This window comes from Microbacterium sp. AK009 (assembly GCF_013410955.1).
Taxonomy (GTDB): Bacteria; Actinomycetota; Actinomycetes; order Actinomycetales; family Microbacteriaceae; genus Microbacterium.
This window is the reverse complement of sequence record NZ_JACCCG010000001.1, coordinates 40,271-58,594: the sequence shown is the minus strand read 5'-3', so window position 1 is coordinate 58,594 and position 18,324 is coordinate 40,271. Positions and strand designations below refer to the sequence as shown.

Annotated in this window: 19 protein-coding genes; 12 read left to right on the top strand and 7 right to left on the bottom strand. The window is 72.0% G+C overall.

Features of this window, described 5'->3' with window-relative positions:
- Positions 1–40: 40 nt before the first annotated feature.
- Together HDC37_RS00305 and HDC37_RS00300 are read left to right on the top strand one after the other, a co-directional pair.
- Entirely contained in the window at positions 41–688 is a 648-nt protein-coding gene (locus HDC37_RS00305) for a TNT domain-containing protein (protein WP_179558436.1), read from the top strand.
- Positions 689–700: 12 nt separating this feature from the next.
- Positions 701–958: a hypothetical protein gene (locus HDC37_RS00300; protein WP_179558435.1), complete on the top strand. Its 258-nt coding sequence runs from the start codon at positions 701–703 to the stop codon at positions 956–958.
- Between the two features lie 90 nt (positions 959–1,048).
- On the opposite strand, the gene HDC37_RS00295 is transcribed toward HDC37_RS00300, so the two are convergent.
- Entirely contained in the window at positions 1,049–1,480 is a 432-nt protein-coding gene (locus tag HDC37_RS00295) for a hypothetical protein (protein WP_179558434.1), read from the bottom strand.
- A gap of 122 nt (positions 1,481–1,602) precedes the next feature.
- Between HDC37_RS00295 and HDC37_RS00290 the strand changes: the two genes are divergently transcribed.
- From HDC37_RS00290 to HDC37_RS00255, 8 genes are all read left to right on the top strand, one after another.
- Positions 1,603–1,905 (top strand): YrhB domain-containing protein, encoded by a 303-nt coding sequence (locus HDC37_RS00290; protein WP_179558433.1) that lies wholly within the window; start codon positions 1,603–1,605, stop codon positions 1,903–1,905.
- Between the two features lie 92 nt (positions 1,906–1,997).
- Positions 1,998–2,771 (top strand): FHA domain-containing protein, encoded by a 774-nt coding sequence (locus HDC37_RS00285; RefSeq protein WP_179558432.1) that lies wholly within the window; start codon positions 1,998–2,000, stop codon positions 2,769–2,771.
- The gene (locus HDC37_RS00280) at positions 2,768–3,853 is read left to right on the top strand and encodes a DUF6177 family protein (RefSeq protein WP_179558431.1); all 1,086 of its coding nucleotides are present in this window, start codon (positions 2,768–2,770) and stop codon (positions 3,851–3,853) included. The genes HDC37_RS00285 and HDC37_RS00280 overlap by 4 nt, the downstream gene beginning before the upstream one ends.
- Positions 3,846–4,124 (top strand): hypothetical protein, encoded by a 279-nt coding sequence (locus tag HDC37_RS00275; protein ID WP_179558430.1) that lies wholly within the window; start codon positions 3,846–3,848, stop codon positions 4,122–4,124. The genes HDC37_RS00280 and HDC37_RS00275 overlap by 8 nt, the downstream gene beginning before the upstream one ends.
- Positions 4,121–5,440, top strand: coding sequence for an EsaB/YukD family protein (locus HDC37_RS00270; protein ID WP_179558429.1), 1,320 nt, complete (start codon positions 4,121–4,123; stop codon positions 5,438–5,440). Before HDC37_RS00275 ends, HDC37_RS00270 begins: the two co-directional genes overlap by 4 nt.
- Entirely contained in the window at positions 5,437–6,198 is a 762-nt protein-coding gene (locus HDC37_RS00265; RefSeq protein ID WP_179558428.1) for a hypothetical protein, read from the top strand. The genes HDC37_RS00270 and HDC37_RS00265 overlap by 4 nt, the downstream gene beginning before the upstream one ends.
- A complete protein-coding gene (gene eccCa, locus HDC37_RS00260) occupies positions 6,195–10,202 on the top strand; it encodes a type VII secretion protein EccCa (protein ID WP_179558427.1) in 4,008 nt (1,335 codons plus the stop codon). The genes HDC37_RS00265 and eccCa overlap by 4 nt, the downstream gene beginning before the upstream one ends.
- Entirely contained in the window at positions 10,192–10,566 is a 375-nt protein-coding gene (locus HDC37_RS00255; RefSeq protein WP_179558426.1) for a hypothetical protein, read from the top strand. The genes eccCa and HDC37_RS00255 overlap by 11 nt, the downstream gene beginning before the upstream one ends.
- On the opposite strand, the gene HDC37_RS00250 is transcribed toward HDC37_RS00255, so the two are convergent.
- From HDC37_RS00250 to HDC37_RS00225, 6 genes are all read right to left on the bottom strand, one after another.
- Positions 10,563–11,459 carry a hypothetical protein gene (locus HDC37_RS00250; protein ID WP_308472033.1) on the bottom strand — a complete coding sequence of 299 codons (897 nt, stop codon included), beginning with the start codon at positions 11,457–11,459 and terminating at the stop codon, positions 10,563–10,565. The two genes, HDC37_RS00255 and HDC37_RS00250, sit on opposite strands and share 4 nt — an antisense overlap.
- A 77-nt stretch (positions 11,460–11,536) precedes the next feature.
- Positions 11,537–12,670 (bottom strand): o-succinylbenzoate synthase, encoded by a 1,134-nt coding sequence (menC, locus tag HDC37_RS00245; RefSeq protein ID WP_179558424.1) that lies wholly within the window; start codon positions 12,668–12,670, stop codon positions 11,537–11,539.
- Positions 12,671–12,691: 21 nt separating this feature from the next.
- Complete coding sequence (locus HDC37_RS00240) at positions 12,692–12,847, bottom strand: hypothetical protein (protein ID WP_179558423.1); 156 nt, start codon at positions 12,845–12,847, stop codon at positions 12,692–12,694.
- A gap of 73 nt (positions 12,848–12,920) precedes the next feature.
- On the bottom strand, positions 12,921–13,316 hold the full coding sequence (locus HDC37_RS00235) for a hypothetical protein (RefSeq protein ID WP_306457527.1): 396 nt from the start codon (positions 13,314–13,316) through the stop codon (positions 12,921–12,923).
- Positions 13,313–14,032 carry a GNAT family N-acetyltransferase gene (locus tag HDC37_RS00230; RefSeq protein ID WP_179558422.1) on the bottom strand — a complete coding sequence of 240 codons (720 nt, stop codon included), beginning with the start codon at positions 14,030–14,032 and terminating at the stop codon, positions 13,313–13,315. Before HDC37_RS00230 ends, HDC37_RS00235 begins: the two co-directional genes overlap by 4 nt.
- Before the next feature lie 31 nt (positions 14,033–14,063).
- Entirely contained in the window at positions 14,064–14,858 is a 795-nt protein-coding gene (locus HDC37_RS00225) for a hypothetical protein (protein ID WP_179558421.1), read from the bottom strand.
- Between the two features lie 220 nt (positions 14,859–15,078).
- Between HDC37_RS00225 and HDC37_RS00220 the strand changes: the two genes are divergently transcribed.
- Complete coding sequence (locus HDC37_RS00220; RefSeq protein WP_179558420.1) at positions 15,079–16,539, top strand: MFS transporter; 1,461 nt, start codon at positions 15,079–15,081, stop codon at positions 16,537–16,539.
- 120 nt (positions 16,540–16,659) lie between these two features.
- Positions 16,660–18,258 (top strand): peptide MFS transporter, encoded by a 1,599-nt coding sequence (locus HDC37_RS00215; RefSeq protein WP_179558419.1) that lies wholly within the window; start codon positions 16,660–16,662, stop codon positions 18,256–18,258.
- The last annotated feature ends 66 nt before the right edge of the window (positions 18,259–18,324 follow it).

Here is an 18,324-nt window from a genome sequence, read left to right as displayed (position 1 = left end):
TAGGCTTGACGGCGATGTTCTGCGACGAAAGAGGAGACTGATGACGCCCGCGACCTCGTGGGCGGATGTCCGAACCGCCCTGCGCGAGAACGGTGTCCCCGACCGCGCTGTCCTCCTTCCCGGTGACGACGGAGTGCCGTGGGAAGGGTCGCTCGTCGTCGCCGACGCCGGCGATCGATGGGCGCTTTCGACGGTCGACTACGGAACGGCGCGCGTGCTGCTGCGACGTTCATCTGCCGCGGAGATCGTCTCCGCGCTCTATCAGTACGCGCTCTCGCCGCTCCCCGATCCGCAGAACATCCCCGACGCCGAGCGGGAACGGCTTCTCACCTGGGCGGCCCCGCACGTGATGGATCTGGCCGCCCGCGGGGTGAGAGACACCGTGATCGACCTGCCCGCCGGCCTGCTGGTCGACCGGATCGGAGCCCTCGACGGGTTCCTCCTCTACCCGACCGGCACGTCGTTCGAGGCGCGTTCGCTTCCGGTCACCGCCCTGGATCAGCCCCTTCAGTCGTTCCTCACGACAGCACCGATCCGGGTCGCCGCCACCGTCACGCCGCCGTGGTTCGGGCGCGAAGGGGGCGGCGTCCGATTTGCGGTCCAGGAGGCATCGATGGGCATCCGCGACCTCGTACGAGAAGGACAGATGCGGATGGTGGTGCCCTCCTCGAATCCCGCGGCACCCTGAAGAAGTGGCCCCGTGAACGAATCGGTGTTCGACGAGGTCGTCCAGGCGGAGCGTCTCGAACGATGGCTGACCCGTTCCGAGCCGACCGGGGCGACTGCGAACAGATTGTGCCTCTTCGAGCGGGACGGCACGTGGTACACGGTCGTGACGGACGAGCGCGCGGGAGTCATCGAGACCACGCGTCGCTCCTACCGCGATCGGTCGGAGGCCTTGGCAGACGCTGTCGAAGGACTGCGCTTCTTGCGAGACTTCCTTTCCTCGCGCACCTGACCCCGGAAGCGGGACGGGCGGGCTCGTGTCGGATCAGAAGGAGCTCCGGCGGTGCACGACACCTCGAGGAAGGCCCACAAGAGGGCGCATCTACTGCATAAGGAGGGCGTTGACCCGCTGAAGCCCGTGGCCGGCGACGTACGTGTAGCGCTTCGCGTCCGTACGCTGACGGAAGGATGCTCGGTGTCCCCGGGTCTCGACGTCGTATCCCTGATCGGTCCGGGTGACGGTCGTGTCCGGCGCGGGTTCGGCGGGGAAGATATCCCCGAGTCCACGGTCCGCTCGCCAGATCGATGCCAGGCAGACCGCGAGGAAGGCCTTCGCTTCCGACAGCGACGAGAAGCGCGCGAGCGTCGCCCACTGACCCCGACTCTGCTTGTCGACGGTGAATCCCGCTGGTGCCTCGCGAATGGCGAACGCCGTCTCGAGGTCCCCCCACCCGACCAGGAACGACCCGTCTTTCGTCAACGCGAGATAGGACAGGCGGTCAGCCCACGATGCGAGAATCCCTGCGTCATCCACACCCCTATTCTGACGACGGACGACATACCTGACGTGTGTCTAGGCTTATCGCGATGTCCTCGACGAAACCGGCGATACCGTGAGCTCGGACCTGAGAGTCCTCGTCAGCAGGCGGGTCCCCGATGAGTGCGGCTGATCAGATGGATGCCGCCGGGGCACACCGGATTGCTCTCCGGATGCTCGCCGAGGTGGAGCAGCGCAGCGGAATTCCCTGCGTCTTGATCGGGGAGCCCGAGGACCACGGACGCTGGTGGGTGCAGGGCTATCAGAGCCGCGCGTTCATGGAGGACGGGGACGTCATGCAGGCACTCGCCGGAAACGGCCCCTTCGCGATACCTAAGGACGGCTCCGCACCGTTCCCGCTGGGTACCGCGGAAGCGGCCGATGTCCAGCTCGCGCGGCTTCGGGAGGGCGAGTCATCCTGACGATGACCGGGGCGGTGCCCGGATAGGGGGCGCCGGGCAGCCCCCGACTAGGATCGGAGGGTTCGCCGGAACGGGAAGAACACAAGAACACGATGACCACACAGGATTCGCTGCGCTTGGCCGACGTCGACCCCCTCGTGCTCACCGCCCGCGCTCGGGCCGGCCAGTTCGCCGGGGCGGTCTTCATCGACCTCGCCGCTCCGCTCGTGGCCACGATCGGCGGCATCCTGGCCCTGGTCACGGGCGCCCCCGCCCTCGGCATCGCGCTTCTCGTCATCGCCGCGATCCTCGTCGCCGTCACCGCCTGGCAGTTCGCGCGCGGGGGCCGCGCCCTCGGCGGCCTCGCGATCGGCCTTCGCACGGTGAGTGCACGCACCGGCGCGGCAGCAGGACGCTCGTTCCTGCCGGCGCTCCTGCGCGGACAGCTCGAGACCTTCGACCTCCGCCGGGGCCGCGACCCCTTCGCGCCCGCCCTGGCGCCGGTCACCTTCCCCCGGGCGCAGACCCCTGCCCCACGCCCCCGCGCCGGGGCGCGCGGCGGCGCGCCGCTCGTCCGCCTCGACTCCGGCGAGCGCCTCTCGCTCGAGTCGGCGCTCATCCTCGGACGCACTCCCCTCGCGCCCGCCGATGCACCGGCCGAAGTGTTCCAGTGGCCCGACCTCTCGCGCTCGCTGTCGAAGTCGCACGCGCGACTGGAATGGGACGGCGCGCGCCTGTGGATCACCGACCTCGGCTCGACCAACGGCACCTTCGTGCGCACGGCCGGCAACCGGCATCCGCTCATCGCCCACCAGCGCACCCCGCTTCCGCTCCCCGCCGAGATCGACCTCGGCGATCGGAGCCTGTCGGTGACGGAGGCGCGATGACGCTCACCATCGATCACCCGCTCGCCGATGCGACCGGCGAGGACTGGGTGCTCACCGAGATCCACGGCGAGGTGCTGAGCCTGTCGCAGGGACTCAGCGACCTCATCGGGCGCACCGCCGCCGCCGGCCGCCGGCCCCTCGTCGTCTCGGGCGAGCACGCGCGCATGACCGAACCTCTCGCCGAGGCCCTCTCGGCGACCCAGGGGCACTGGATCATCCGCACCCGCAGCGACGGCTTCTACGACGCCCGCTCCGGCATGCGCCTCGACACCCCCGACGCGGTCCTCTCACCGGGCGGTCCGCTCGACCCGAGCCGTGTGCACCCGGCGTTCGTGCGCGCGACGATCCAGAGCCGCCTGCAGCTGGTCGTCACGGTGTCCACCCGCCACCGGGTGAGCCGGCCCGTGCGCCTCGGCGGCGTCCTCGACGCGGTGTCGGAGGTCGTCACCCAGGCGCCACCGACGCACTGGGGCGCCCTCGAACCGCTGCTCGCCGCCTGGGACCGCGATGACCTCACCGAGCGCAGCCGCCGCCGCATGCCGAGCGACAGCCGCTGGATCGCCGTCTCCTCCTCGTCGCGACCCCTTGTCGGCACCCTGCAGGTCAGCCGCACCGGTCAGGGCCTGGAGGAGACGACGCGGGTCGTCGGCGACGTCGCCGGAGCGGATGACGCGGCATCGGCCGATCTCGCAGGACTCGCCCGCCGGTCGCTCGCGGCCGCGGCGACGGTCGGCATGCCGCTGATCGGCATGGCGCTCGGCGCCCTCGGCGCACCCGACCTCGCTCGCCGCGCCACCGCGTCGCCGGCACCCGAGCCCCTCGCTCTGCTCGTCGGCCCCCCGGGCGTCCGTGCCCTCGGCGTGGACGCCGCCTCCTGGACCGCCGAGGTCGGCGGCACGACGGTTGGCAGCCCCCGCCTCCCCGGCGTCCTGATCCCCCTGGGTTCGATCGACGGCGGCGGATGGCAGCGCCTCGATGAGGTGGTCGCCCCCCTCGATCGCGAGAAGCTGTGGCGCCTGCTGGGTCTCGCGCCGGCCGTCGCCCGGACGTTCTTCGACCGCGGAGGGAGTGCCGATGCCTGATCAGAAGGACGCCGTGCTCATCGAGCAGGCGAAGATCCAGCGGATGCGACTGGGGTCGGCCCTCCTCTACGGACACATCGACGAGCGCCGCACCGTCAACGACCACATGAAGCGGCTGGTCGGCTCGATCATCGTTGCCGCGATCGTCTGCGCCGTGTGCGCGGGAATCTCGTTCGTCAGCCAGCTCCTGGCCGATCAGGCCGCCGCGCGGGAGCAGGCGAATGCGACCCCGACCGGAATCGTCTTGCCCTACGCACCGGAGGCCTCGTGAGCATCTACACCCGCGTCACCGTCGCCGGCGCCCGCGCCCGCGCCGAGGTCGTCGTCCCGAGTGACGAGTCGCTCGGCTCGGCCCTGCCGCGCCTGCTCGACCTCCTCGGCGAGACCGAGGGCACCGTCGCCCGGCCGCTCACCCTCGTCACCCCCGACGGCGAACAGCTCGACATCGCCCGCACCCCCACGCAGCTCGACCTGCTCGACGGCACCCTGCTGCGCCTGGAGCGGCTCGAGGCCGCACCGCCCTCACCGGTCGTGATCGACGTCACCGACGCCGCGGCCGACGCCCACGACGACCGGCCCGACCGATGGGACGCCCCAGCCCGAGCCCTCGCAGCCGGCATCGGCATCGCCTCGGCCGTCGGCGGCGGCGCGCTGCTGCTCCCCCTTCCCGGAGGGGCAGCCGCGGTCACCCAGATCGCCGCGTTCGCCGTCCTCCTCGCCGCCTCGGCCGGGCTCGGGCTCGGCGGGCTCCGTCGCGTGTCGGCCGCGGTCGGGGCCGCGGCCGCGGGGCTCGCGGCGGTGCTGGCGATCCTCGCCGCGTCCCTCACCTCCGATCTGCTCCTGGGCGCCGCGGTCGCACTCGCCACCGCGGCGACCACCGTGCTCATCGCGATCGGCGTCGCCCGTCGTGCGCCCGGCGCCCTCGCCGGCGGCGCTCTCGGCGCGGTTCTCGGCACGCTCCTCCTCGTCCTGCTCCTCGCCGGCGTCCCCGACCCGGCCGCCGCGGCGATCACAGGGGTCGTGGCCGCCTTCGCCACCGGCCCGCTCCCCTGGATCGCGCTGTCGGCCGCCGGGCTCACGACCCTCGACGCCCAGGCCGCCGCCGGGGAGCGCATCGGCCGCGGCCGGGCGTTCTCGGCGATCGACGACGCCTACGCCGCCCTCACCTGGAGCGTGCTCGCGGTCGCGGCCGCCCTCGCCATCGCCGGGGTGGCACTCGTCCTCGCCGACGCGCTCTGGCCGGGCCTCGTCGCCCTCGCCATCGCCGTCGTCGCAGCCCTGAGGTTCCGCGCGTTCCCGCTGCGCGCGCAGGGCTGGGCGCTGTGGGCCGCGGTCGGCGCGATCGCGCTCACCGCGTTCCTCACGCAGCTGGCCGCCCTCGGCTGGGTCGCTCCCGCCGTCGGCGTCGCGGTCGCCGCCGTCATCGCCGCGGCGAGCATCGTCTCGCCCAAGCCCGCCACCCGCGCGCGCCTGCGTGGGCTCGGCAACATCCTCGAGACCCTCGCCGTCGTCTCCCTCCTCCCGCTGCTCCTGGGCGCCCTCGGCATCTACGACGAACTCCTCGGCATGTTCGGCGGCGGCTCATGAGCCAGGCTCTCGCCTCGATCCCCCGCATCGTCTTCGGCAGCGCCACCGCCGCCCAGACCGTGCTGGCGACACAGGATGCCGCGATCCGCGCGCCGCTGTCCACGACGCGTCGCATCGGGTTCCTCTCGCTCGCACCGCACGGGTCCGTCACGCCCCTCGCCCTGCAGGTCACCCGCGCGATCACCGCACGTCGCCCCGAGTCGGTGCTCGCCGTCGACGTCACCCCCGGCGGCGACCTGGCGCGGGCGCTCGAAGTCGCCGAAACGACGCCGAACGAGACGCGCGCCGGCGCGCGGACGACCGCGGAGGCCCTGACGGGGCTCGAGGACCGCCGCGGCATCGTCGGCCTCCGGCCGCCTGCCACCGGCGACCCGGTGGGGGCGTGGCTGGCCGAGGCGGCGCCGATCACCCGATTCTTCGAGGTCGCCGTCACCGACTTCGGCGCCCATCACCCGCTCGCCGACCTCGGTTCCTGCGCCGCGCTCAGCGATGTCGTCTGCCTCGTCGCCGACGCGACGCGGGCCGCCGCCGAGAACGCCCGCGCGGTCGTCCCCGCGATCCGGGCGCTGCCGGAGGAGCCCGCCGTGGTGCTGGCGCTGATCGAGACCGACCCCGACTCCTCGGCGGTGGCACGGGCCATCGCGGCGACCTCGTCGCATCCGGTCGTCTTCATCCCGCGCGCTCCGCGGGCCGCACGCCGCGCCGCGCTGAGCCTTGCCGCAGCCCTCGTCGCCGGCGGACGGGAGGTCACCGCGTGACCCTTCGCGTCATCCACCGCCCCGCGCGCCTCACCACCCCGGTCGAGCCGCCCGCCCAGATCACCCTCGCCCCACCCCCGCCGCTCGGCGAGGGGGCGTCGGGATTCCCGATCCAGTCGCTCCTCCCGGTCGTCGGCAGCCTGTCCTCGATCACGATGATCGTGCTGCTGCGCAACAACCCGATCATGGTCGTCGTCGGCGCGGTCATCCTCGTCGTCGCGCTCGTCGGCGGCGTCGGCATGGCCTTCAGCGCACGCGGCAACGCCGCGCGCCAGCGCCGCCTGCAGCGCGAGCGCTATCTCGACTACCTCGAACGCACGCGCGGCGAGGTGCGCGAGCTGGCCGACGCCCATCGCGAGGCGTCCCTCGCCCTTCACCCGGCACCCGCGACCCTCGTCGAAGTCGCGCTCAATCCCGCGCGACGATGGGAACGCCGGCCGGGCGACGCCGACTTCCTGCGCGTGCGGATCGGCACCGCCGACCTGCGCGCGGTCGAGGTCTCACTGCCGCCGGAGCAGAATCCGGTGCAGCCGTTCGACCCGGTGATGCGCGAATCGGCCGACCGGATGGTGCGCCTCGCCGGTCTCTCGCAGGGGATGCCGGCCCTCGTCGACCTCGAGCGAGGCGGCCAGGTCTCGATCGTCGGAGACCGCGAGGAAGCCCTCCAGATCTGCCGCGGCATCGCCGCCCAGATCGCCGCGCTCCACTCGCCCGACGACGTCCACCTCGCCGCGGTCCTCCCCGAACGGGTGCGCGACGAATGGCGCGGATTCGATCTGCTGCCGCACGTCGCCGCGAGCGACATCCCCGCCGGCGCCCTCGCCGCGCGCCGCGTCGCGCCGTCACTGCCGGAGCTGCTCACCCTGCTCCGCGACGAACTGCGAGACCGCGCCGCCGCCACCGCCGCGGCCCGCCGAGCCGGGCGCCGCACCAAGCCCGGACGTCTCGTGATCATCATCGACGAGGACGGCGAGGCAGCCACCGCGCTCCCGCGCATCGATGCCGCCTTCGACCTCTCCGACCTCGGTGTCACCGTCGTCCACGTCGTCGATGACCGGCTGAAGGAGCCCTCGACGGTCTCCACACGCATCACCCTCGCGGATGGGACCGCCACCGTGGAGACGCCGGGAAGCGGCGAACCCGCCGTCACCGACATCCAGCCCGACCCCGTCGACATCGCCCTGCTGGAGGTGATCGGCCGCCCGCTCGCCGGTCTCCGTCTCACCCGGACGAGCTCCACCGACAGCGGCACCGTGCTCGCGCCCGATGTCACCGAGCTGCTCGGGGTCGCCGACGTCGACGCGATCGACGTCGGCTCGGCCTGGCGCCCCCGCAGCGCCGGCGACTTCCTGCGCGTGCCGATCGGCATCGACGACCGCGGTGCCCCTGTCCTGCTGGATCTCAAGGAATCCGCCCAGCTCGGCATGGGCCCCCACGGCATCTGCATCGGCGCGACCGGGTCGGGCAAGAGCGAGCTACTGCGCACCCTCATCCTCGGGCTCGCGCTGACCCACGCCCCCGACGACCTGTCGATGATCCTCGTCGACTACAAGGGCGGCGCGGCCTTCGCCCCCTTCGCCCAGCTCCCGCATGTCGCCGGGATCATCGACAACCTCGCCGACGACCCGCAGCTGACCGAGCGCGCCCGCGCGAGCATCCAGGGTGAGGTGGTGCGCCGCCAGCGTCTGCTGAAGGAGGCCGGCAACGCGGCATCCATCGGTCACTACCGTCAGCTCCGTCGCGAACGCGGCGATCTCCCACCGCTGCCGCACCTCTTCCTCGTCATCGACGAGTTCGGCGAACTTCTCACCGCCGAGCCGGATTTCGTCGAGCTGCTTCTCACGATCGGCCGGATCGGTCGATCGATCGGGGTGCATTTGCTGCTCTCGAGCCAGCGCATCGAGGCGGGGCGCCTGCGGGGCCTGGACACCTACCTGTCGTACCGCATCGGTCTGCGCACCTTCAGCGAGGCCGAATCGGCCGTCGTGCTCGACAGCCCCGACGCGTTCCACCTACCCGCGATCCCCGGGTTCGGCTACCTGAAGGTCGACACCTCGGTGTACACGCGGTTCCGAGCGGGATACGTCTCGGGCCCCGTGCCCGAGCGGGTCGAACGCGGTCCCGAGCGCGAGGCCGCGCCCCCGGTGCTCCCCCTCCCGCCCTACGACCTCCGCGCCGCCGACCCCGACCCGGGCGACCCCGACGGCCTCGACAGCTCGCAGCCCGAGGTCCCGGTGACCGGTCGCACCCTCGTGCAGGCGGCGACCGAGCGCGTCGCCCGCGGTGTCACCCGCACGCGCCCGGTGTGGCTCCCGCCGCTCCCGCCGGTGCTCACCCTCGGCGGTGTGCTCCCGAGCAGCGAGGAGGAGGCCGTCGCCGGCACCCTCACGGCGCCGATCGGGCTCCTCGATGACCCGAGCAGGCAGCGGCAGGAGCCGTGGCTGCTCGACCTCACCCGCTCGGGCGGTCACGTGTCGATCATGGGCGCCCCGCAGTCGGGCCGGTCGACGTTCCTGCGGACCCTCGCGACGGCGCTCGCCTTCACCCACTCACCGCGCGAGGTGAGCGTGTACGGCATGGACCTCACCGGCGGCGGGCTCGCACGCATCGAGCCGTTCCCCCACGTCGGCGGCGTCGCGACCCGGGGACACCGGGAGCGACTCGGGCGTCTCCTGGAGGAGCTCACCGGCATGCTCGCAGTGCGCGAGCGGGTGTTCCGCGAGCAGAACCTCGACTCGCTCGCCGACATGCGCCGCCAGCACGCCGCGGGCCGGCTGCCCGAGCTCCCGAGCGCCGACGTCGTGCTGCTCGTCGACGGCCTCGGCGCCGTCCGCACCGAATTCGACGACCTCGAAGCACCCATCGCGCAGCTGCTGGAGCGCGGCGGCAGCTTCGGCATCCATGTCGTGGTGACCCTGTCGCGGTGGAACGAACTGCGGATGAATCTGCAGAACCTCGTCGGCACCCGGCTCGAGCTGAAGCTGAACGACCCCGCTGACTCGCAGATCGCCCGCAAGCTCTCCACCACCCTCCGCGCCGACGAGCCGGGCCGGGTGCTCACCGACGAGAAGCTGTTCGCGCAGATCGCGCTGCCGCTCCTGGAAGAGGTCGAGGGAGACGACATCGGCGCGGCGCTGGAGCGCATCGCCCGCGAGAGCGCGGCGCGGTGGGAGGGGCCTGAGGCCGCGCCCATCCGGCTGCTCCCCGAGGTGCTCGAGCCCGCCGAGCTGCCCGACGCCTTCGACGAGCCCGACGCGATTCCCTTTGGCATCCGTCAAGACACGATGCAGCCGGTCGCTCTCGACCTCGCCACCGGCGACCCGCACCTGCTCGTCTTCGGCGACAGCCGCTGCGGCAAGACCACGACCCTCCGGGGCATCGTGCAGGGCGCGATCGACCGATTCTCGCCCGAGGAGCTCGTCGTCGGTCTGCTCGACGCGCGCGGCGAGCTCGCTGCGGACGTGCCCGACGCCTACCTCGGCGGGCACGCCACCTCGGGGCGCCAGGGACGCCAGCTGGCGGAATCGATTGCGACCGAGCTCGAGAAGCGCGCCATCGACCGGTCGGCCCCGGGCCCCCGCATCCTGGTCGTCGCCGACGACTTCGACATCCTCGCCGCCGGCGGCACCGAGCCGCTCCGACCGCTGCTGCCCTACCTCGCCTCGGCCCGCGACCTGCGCCTGAACGTCGTGGTCAGCCGGCCGGTGGCCGGGGCGTCGCGGGCGATGTTCGACCTCGCCCTCCAGGGCATCCGCGACACCGGCGGCACGGCCCTGATCATGTCGGGCGACCGGGCCGAGGGGCAGCTGCTCCCCAAGCTCTACGCCGAGCCGATGATCGCCGGCCGCGGGCGCCTCGCCCGCCGCGGCGAACGGCCGACGCTGGTGCAGGTGGCGCGCTTCGATGCCGGGGCGGCTGTCGTGCCGACGCCGGAGGGAGAGGCGGAGCCGGAGCCCGCGGTGCCGGGACCCCGACGCAGACGGAGGATGTCGGATGCCCCGTAGCAGCGTGGTGCTCACCCCCGAACCGGTCGACGCGGGCGCGATCGGCCGGGCCGCGGCATCCGTCCACGATCGGATCGCCGGCGATGGTGGCGCGCCCTTCGAACTGCGCCCGCTCGACGACGGTGCGGTGCTGCAGGTCGTCGCCGAGGGCGTCGTGGTGCTGTCGGTGCTCCGGCCCCGCCTCGTGCCCGACGGCCGCGAGCTGGCGCGCGTGCTGCCGAGCGTGACCCCGCCCGAGGCCACGCGCTGGTGGACCGAGGCGTACACCCCGTGGCATGCCGGCGGTGCCCTCGGCGTGGCAATCCTCGACGCCCTCGACGGCGTCGCCGTGCACGGCGGGGTCGCTCCCGAGCGGTCGCCCTAACCGGCGCCCGCGAACCCGCACCAGCCCGACACCCAGGTGAGGATGTCGCCACGGAGCGCCTCGCCCACGAAGAGCTCGATCTCCCCCGGCTCGCCGCCGAGGCTCAGCCGGACGTCGAAGATCGTGCCGCGCTTGTCCTCCTGAACCGCGTGCGGATCGCAGCGCGAGGGGAGGATCGGAACGTCGACGACTACAGGTTCGGTGTCGCCGGGTGTCACCGGCACGTCGAGCGGGAACGCGCCGTCGACGGTCGCCGGACCGAAGTCGAGGAGGTTCGTGGCCTGCACCGCCACGACGGTCGCCTCGCCGCGACCGGTCGGCGTGATCGTGAGATGGAGCGTCGCAGGCTGCCCGGGCGGCGCGGGGGTGAACCCGGTGAACGCCAGCGTCGCCGCCTCGGCGAGCGCCGACGCCCGGCACTCCCGTTCGTGGAGCGGCGCGAGGAAGCCGAGCGGGTCGGCGGCGACGACGCGCGCCGTGCCCTCGGCGCCGTCGGCGAGGAACGTCAGCTCCACCGTCGGCTCCGCCGACCCCGCCGCGGGGGGCGAACACGCAACGTCGGGCAGCTGCACGCGGATGTCGACCTCGCCGCCCGCGGGCACCGTGCTCGTGCGCCCGGCGAGCACGCGGGTCGCGGGGGCGGTGAAGCGGGAGTCGTCGACGGCGACCTCGCCGATCTGCAGGTCGGTGTCGCCGCCGTTGACGACGTGCACCTGCGCCTGACGCAGCGCCACGTCCGCGCGGAGCTGGATGATCTCGACCCTGACGCCCGCGGGGAGGGCGGCCGCGGCGGGAGCGGGGCTCGCCGGAGGGTCTCGGGTGTCGGCGGCGGCGCAGCCGACCAGCGCGAGCCCGACGACCGCGACCGCGACCGCACAACTCCTCAGAAACACACGGCCGCCCCGCCGCATCCCGGCGCGCCGCGCCCGAGGGCGCCCGGATCTGAGGAGTTGTGCAGACCGCACCGGCGCTACCTCCGGATCTCCAACCGCTCCACGGTGACCTCGTCGAGGAACGCGCGGTCGATCTCGACCCCGAGGCCGGGGCCCGTCGGCACCCGCACGTGCCCCGCCTCGAGTACAGCCGGCTCGGTCAGTATGTCGCGATGGTAGAAGCGGCTCGCGGCCGACACGTCGCCGGGCAGGGTGAAGCCCGGAAGAGCGGCGAGCGCGGCGTTCGCCGCCCGGCCGATCCCCGTCTCCAGCATCCCGCCGCACCACACCGGCACCCCCGCGGCGACGCAGAGATCGTGGATGCGCACCGCCTCGAGGTATCCGCCGACACGGCCTGCCTTGATGTTGATCACGCTCGCCGCCGCGAGGGCGAGCGCATCGCCTGCGGCCTTCGCCGACACGATCGACTCGTCCAGGCAGATCGGCGTGCGCAGGCGCTCGGCGAGCACGGCGTGGTCGACGAGGTCGTCCTCCTGCAGCGGCTGCTCGATCAGCAGCAGGTCGAAGGCGTCGAGCGCGGCCAGGGTGTCGAGGTCGGCGAGCGTGTACGCGGAGTTCGCGTCGACCTGCAACGGCACCTCGCCGAACGCCTCGCGCACCGCGGCGGTGTCGGCGACATCCCGCCCCGGCTTGATCTTGATCTTGATCCGCACGTATCCCTCAGCGAGGTACGCGCCGACAGCGTCGACGAGCGCGGCGGGATCGCGCTGCAGGCCTACCGAGACGCCGGAGGGCACCCGGTCGACCGTCGCCCCAAGGTACGCCCCGAGCGAGCGCTCCTCGGCGCGCAGCGCCGCATCGAGGACGGCGAGTTCGAGACCGGCCTTGGCCATGCGGTGTCCGACGATGGGCGCGAAGACGCCCGGCACCTCGTGGGGCGCGACGCGCCCGCGTTCCAGCAGGGCCGGCACGAGAAAGCGCGACGCGACATCCCACGCGCTCTGCGTGTACTCGCTGGAGTACAGCGGCGCCGCCCCCGTGACGATCTCGCCCCACCCCTCGCCATCCGCGGTGGTAGCCCGCACGACGATCACCTCGCGCACCGTCTCGGTGCCGAACGAGGTGGTGAACGGCGAGACCAGCGGCAGATGCAGCACCCGCAACTCGAACCCGTCGAGAGACACGGATGCCGCGGGCTGAGCGATCGGCATGCGCTCAGCGTACGCCGGGCTTCAGGCGGTGCGCGCGGTCACGAGGGGTCGGAACGTCGAGCGCGCGCGGCGCGGACGAAGGCGCCGCGCCATGCGGGCGGTGAGGCGGTGACCCGCCCCGGGTGTCGCGGCCTGGGCCAGTGCCGTGGCCGGGAACAGTGTGGTGCGCAGATTCATGTCGGACTCCCCTGTCAGTGACGCCCCCAGCGTCATCAGGAGAGAGCCGCCGCGCGCCCGCTTGATACGCGGGTCAGCCGAAGATCCGCCCGTCCGGGTCGTCCGTCCGCCGCGGGCGGAGCGCAGCGGGCGCCGGCCACGGAAGCACGATGCGCTCGTAGGGAACGTCGATCGCCCCGAAATCGTCGGTGTGCACGAGTACTCGGCCCGGTTCGCCCACGCCGCCGGGGGTGACCTCGGCGATGCGCACTCTCAAGGGCTCATCGCCCTCCTGCTCCAGCATCCACACGTCCGCGAGCCACGACAGACCGCGTTCTTCGAGCGCCGCCTCCGCATCGAGCCAGTCGCCGGCCTCCGATGCCGGCCGACCGAACAGATCCATCGCGACCCAGTCATCTCCCTCGGGCCGGACCCACCCGATGAGTTCGCCGTCTTCGCGGCGATGCGGCGTCCAGTCCGGTGGGATCACGGCCGCACCAGCAGGTAGCCGCGCGGGGCGTCGAACCCGCCGATCACGAGGCCGTCGGCGAGGTGGGAGAGGAGGGCCGCGCGCACGTGCCGGCGCCACGCCGCGGCCTCGGCAGGGGTGTCGCGACGGATCGCGGCGATGTCGTGCGGTACCGGCACCTCGGCCACCACCCGGTCTTCGGTCGGCGTCGGCACGGGCGGCGCGGCCAGGGCCCACGACACCATGATCCGATCGGTCTCGTCGCCGCGGTTGAGCCCGTCGTCCATCGCGCCGTAGTGATTCACCAGATACTCCGTGACCCGTGTGCCGAGCACCTGCAGGTTGAAGTGGGCGTTGCGGGCCACGAGTGGATCGAAGGTCCAGGTGATGTGCCCGACATCGCGTGCCAGCGCCCACTCGCGCTGATGCTGCTTCAGCATCCGTCCCAGCCCCTGGCTCTGACGTCCCGGCAGCACGCCGGTGATATGCGAGTGCATCGACCGGGCGGCGGGTGCGGCGAAGAACGCCACCGATGCGCCGACCATCCGGTCGTCCTCGTAGAGACCCACGGCGTAGTTGCCGGCGTGCACGAGCGCCCGCAGGAGGTTCGGCGGCATGCCCGACCGGTCGCCGTTCCACACCTCCGACAGCACCGCCGAGGCGGTGTGGACCGCCTCCAGTGTGTCGAGCGGGCGAAGCGTGATTCCGGGCGGAGTGGAAACGGATGCCTCGGCCATGCGTGTCAGGCTACTCGCCGCTCGTCGTCGCTCACCGCGCAAGGCTCGCCAGGCTCGGGTGCTGCTGCACAGCCGAGGAGCCGTGGGTCATGAGAACAGTGATCACCGCAGCGGCGGGAACCGCCGGGCCGCGAAGGAGAAGAGGCGCGGCCGAATCGAACTGGCAGACGAGCGTCCACCGGTCGACCTCGGGGTACACAGCGGTCATCGCCGCGTAGTCGAACGTCAGCCAGCGACCGCCGATGTCGCACAGCAGGCGTTGGTTGGACACCAGGAGTCGCACCGTACCCCACTCGCGCCAGTGCTCGCGTGCCGCAACCTCCGCACTGGAGCGGCGGACGGCATTGCCGGCCGCGTTGACGGCGAGCCCCGCAGCGACGAAGAGCGGATGGCCGAAGAAGAAGCCGCCGCTCTGCGTGTAGGCCACGTCCTGTCCGGTGTAGCGCGCGTACTCCACGTGATGGTCGATGAAGAAGAGCTCTCCGGGCCGGGCCACAGCATCCCACACGGGGATCGGCGCGGGAACTCGTTGGTTGCTGAGTGCGCGCTGCAACGCGCGTGCGTGGTGCCACCACGCCTCACGTCCTTCTCGTTCCGCGCGGTCGGCGAGTTCTCGTGCGGTGTATCTGCCTGCTCGGTGACGCCGCGCTCGGTACCCGTGGCGGAGAGCTCGCACGAGCCCGCTGACGAAGAAGATCCCCGCTGTGATGAAGACGATCAGCGCGAGGAAGCCGAGGAAGAGTGTGAGGAGCGCCGATCCGGCTCCGCCGTCGGCCTGCCGCCCCACGTGGGACGCGAGCACGAAAAGGAGCACGGAAAGCGGCATCCCGACAACGAGCGGAACGACCCAGCGCGCGTGCCTCCTCCCGCGTCCCGTGGAACCGGGCGAAACCGATCGAGGGACGACCGGCCGATCTGGAGAAGACATCGATCGAGGTTAGGACGATGTCACAGCGTCCGCGGCTCCTGCGTCGTGGCCTGTGGATAACCTCGCACGGAGCCGACGTATCGATCCCGCATCACCGTCCCGGGGATAGCCTGGGTCGATGCGCGATCGAGCTGAGGACACCCGGAAGAACCTCAGCCGAAACGCCCGACAGGGAGCGATCGTCGCCGTTCTCGCGGTCGCCGGGCTCGCGTCATCCTTCATGTTCACCCTCGTGGTGCCCATCCAGTCCAAGCTCCCCGAGCTGCTCGATGCCAGCCGTGAAGACACCGCCTGGGTTGTCACCGCCACGCTCCTGGCCGCCGCCATCAGCACGCCGGTCGCGGGGCGCCTGGGCGACATGTACGGCAAGCGCCGCATCGTGCTGGTGCTCCTCAGCCTCCTCGTCGTCGGTTCGGTCATCGCCGCGCTCTCGCCCGGGATCGTCGGGGTGATCGTCGGACGCGCTCTGCAGGGGGCGGTGACAGGTGTCGTTCCGCTGGGGATCTCGATCCTCCGCGACGTGCTGCACGAGAACCGCGTCGATACCGCCATCGCGCTCATCAGCGCGACCCTCGGCGTCGGCGGGGCGCTCGGGCTTCCGATCAGCGCCCTCATCACCGAACGCAGCGACTGGCATGTTCTGTTCTGGATGTCGGCCGGTCTCGGTGTCGTCGTCTTCGGCCTCGTGCTCTGGATCGTGCCCGTCAGCACGCTCCGGACGGCCGGGCGGTTCGATTTCGTCGGCGCGGCGGGCATGTCGATCGGCCTGCTGGGCGTGCTCCTGGCGATCTCCCGCGGCAACGAGTGGGGATGGACATCGCCGGCGGTCCTCTCGCTCGGGCTCGGCGGGCTCGCCATCCTGGTGGCATGGGGCTGGTACGAGCTGCGGATCAGCGATCCGCTCCTCGACCTCCGCGTCGCCGCGCGCCGGCCCGTGCTCCTGACCAACATCGCCTCGATCGCCATGGGGTTCTCTCTGTTCGCCTCCAACGTCGTCTACCCGCAGATGCTCGAGCTCCCCGTCGCCACCGGGGGCTTCGGGCTCTCGCTCATCGCCGCCAGCCTCGTCGTCATGCCGGCCGGGCTGATGATGATGCTGCTGTCTCCCTTCTCGGGGCGCCTCGCCCGCATCTTCGGGCCGCGTCTGCTGCTCGTCCTCGGCGCCCTCGCGCTCATCGCCGCCTACGGCTACACGCTGCTGTTCTCCAGCGAGGTCTGGGAGATCCTCGTCGCGAACATCCTCATCGGCGTCGGGATCGGCTTCGGGTATGCCGCGATGCCGATGCTCATCATGCGCTCGGTGCCCCAGTCCGAGACCGGCGCCTCCAACGGACTGAACGCCCTCTTCCGCTCGCTCGGCACGAGCACCGCCGCCGCCGTCATCGGCGTCGTGCTCGCGACCTACGTCACGCCGTTCCAGGGGGTCGACGTCCCGACGGGCGCCGCCTTCCAGATGTCGTTCATCCTCGGCGGCGCTGCGGCGTTCGTCGCGCTGGTCATCGCCCTCTTCATCCCCCGCAGCCACGACCCGCGCGAGCGGCACCCCGCGCTGCCCGAGCACGAGCGCGTCACCGGCTGAGACGAGTACAATCCGCCGGGGCGAGGACGTTTCCGCCACGGATGTACGCGGCTCGGCCGGTTTTCCTCGCATCGGCGCAATGGTCTGCACGGCCGCACCTCGCGGGCGTATCGTCGTCGCATGGACAGCGACGACCGCGACCGGGCACCCGAGCAGGTCCCCGTCGGACCCCCGACGGGCGCGACGGCGGCGGCCGACCCCGACGCCCGAACCCGCGCGGGCCAGCGCGCTGCGGAAGACAGCGGAACCGACGCCGCGGCCACCTTCGGACGCGGCAAGGGCGACCACGACACCCGGTTCTTCGGTCAGCCGTGGGCGCTCGCCCATGTCTTCGGCGTGGAGATGTGGGAGCGGTTCAGCTTCTACGGCATGCAGGGCATCCTGCTCATCTACCTCTACTACTCCACGACCCAGGGCGGCCTCGGCCTCCCTGAGACCGTGGCGGCGGGCATCGTCGGCGCCTACGGCGGATCGGTCTACCTCTCCACCATCCTCGGCGCCTGGATCGCCGACCGCATCCTCGGCTCCGAGCGGGTGCTGTTCTACAGCGCGATCGTGATCATGGCGGGCCACATCGCCCTCGCGCTCCTCCCCGGATTCCTCGGCGTGACCGTCGGCCTCATCCTCGTCGCCCTCGGCTCGGGCGGATTGAAGGCCAACGCCACCTCCGTGGTCGGCACGCTGTACACCGCCGACGACCCGCGCCGCGACGCCGGGTTCTCGCTGTTCTACCTCGGCATCAACCTGGGCGCCTTCTTCGGACCGCTCCTGACCGGTCTCCTCCAGACGACGATGGGGTTCCACTGGGGCTTCGGCCTGGCCGCCGTCGGCATGGCACTGGGACTCATCCAGTACTCCTTCGGCCGCAAGCAGCTCCCGCCCGAGGCGAGCATCGTGCCGAACCCGCTCCCCCGCCACCGCTACGGCCTCTTCATCGGCATCGCCGCCGCGGGGCTCGGGCTCATCGTGGTGCTGCTGCTCGTCGGCGTCATCACCGTCGACAACCTCTCGCTCGTCGTCATCGTGGTGACGCTCGCCGCGACGATCGCCTACTTCTGCGTCATCCTCTCCAGTCGTCGCATCACCTCGATCGAGCGCTCGCGGGTCTGGGGGTTCCTGCCGCTTTTCATCACCAGCGTCGCGTTCTGGTCGCTGTACCAGCAGCAGTTCACTGTCGTGACGATCTACTCCGACCAGAAGCTCAACCGCGACATCTTCGGCTGGACCATGCCGGTGTCGTGGGTGCAGTCGATCAACCCGATCTTCATCATCATCCTCTCGGGCGTCTTCGCCACCCTGTGGCTGAAGCTCGGCACCCGCCAGCCGTCGACGCCCGTGAAGTTCGCGATCGGGACGATGATCATGGGCGTCGCCTTCCTGCTCTTCCTGCCGTTCGCCGGCGGCGGGCCGAACTCGACCCCGCTCCTCGCGCTCGTGGGCATCCTGTTCGTCTTCACCGTCGCCGAGCTGCTGGTCTCGCCTGTGGGCCTCTCGGTGACGACCAAGCTCGCCCCCGAGATGTTCCACACCCAGATGGTCGCGCTGTTCTTCCTCTCGGTCGCCCTCGGCACCTCGATCTCGGGCTGGCTCGCCCAGTTCTTCGACGTGAACAACGAAGGCCCGTACTTCGCGATCCTGGGCGGGCTCGCGATCGTCGTCGGCGTCGGACTGCTGGTGTCGGTGAAGCCGGTGCTGGCGCTGATGAAGGGCGTGAAGTAGCCCGAGGTCGGTGACCGGCGCCCGGGCCCCCGCTCAGGCGACCCTGGAACTGCGTGGTGGGTCCGG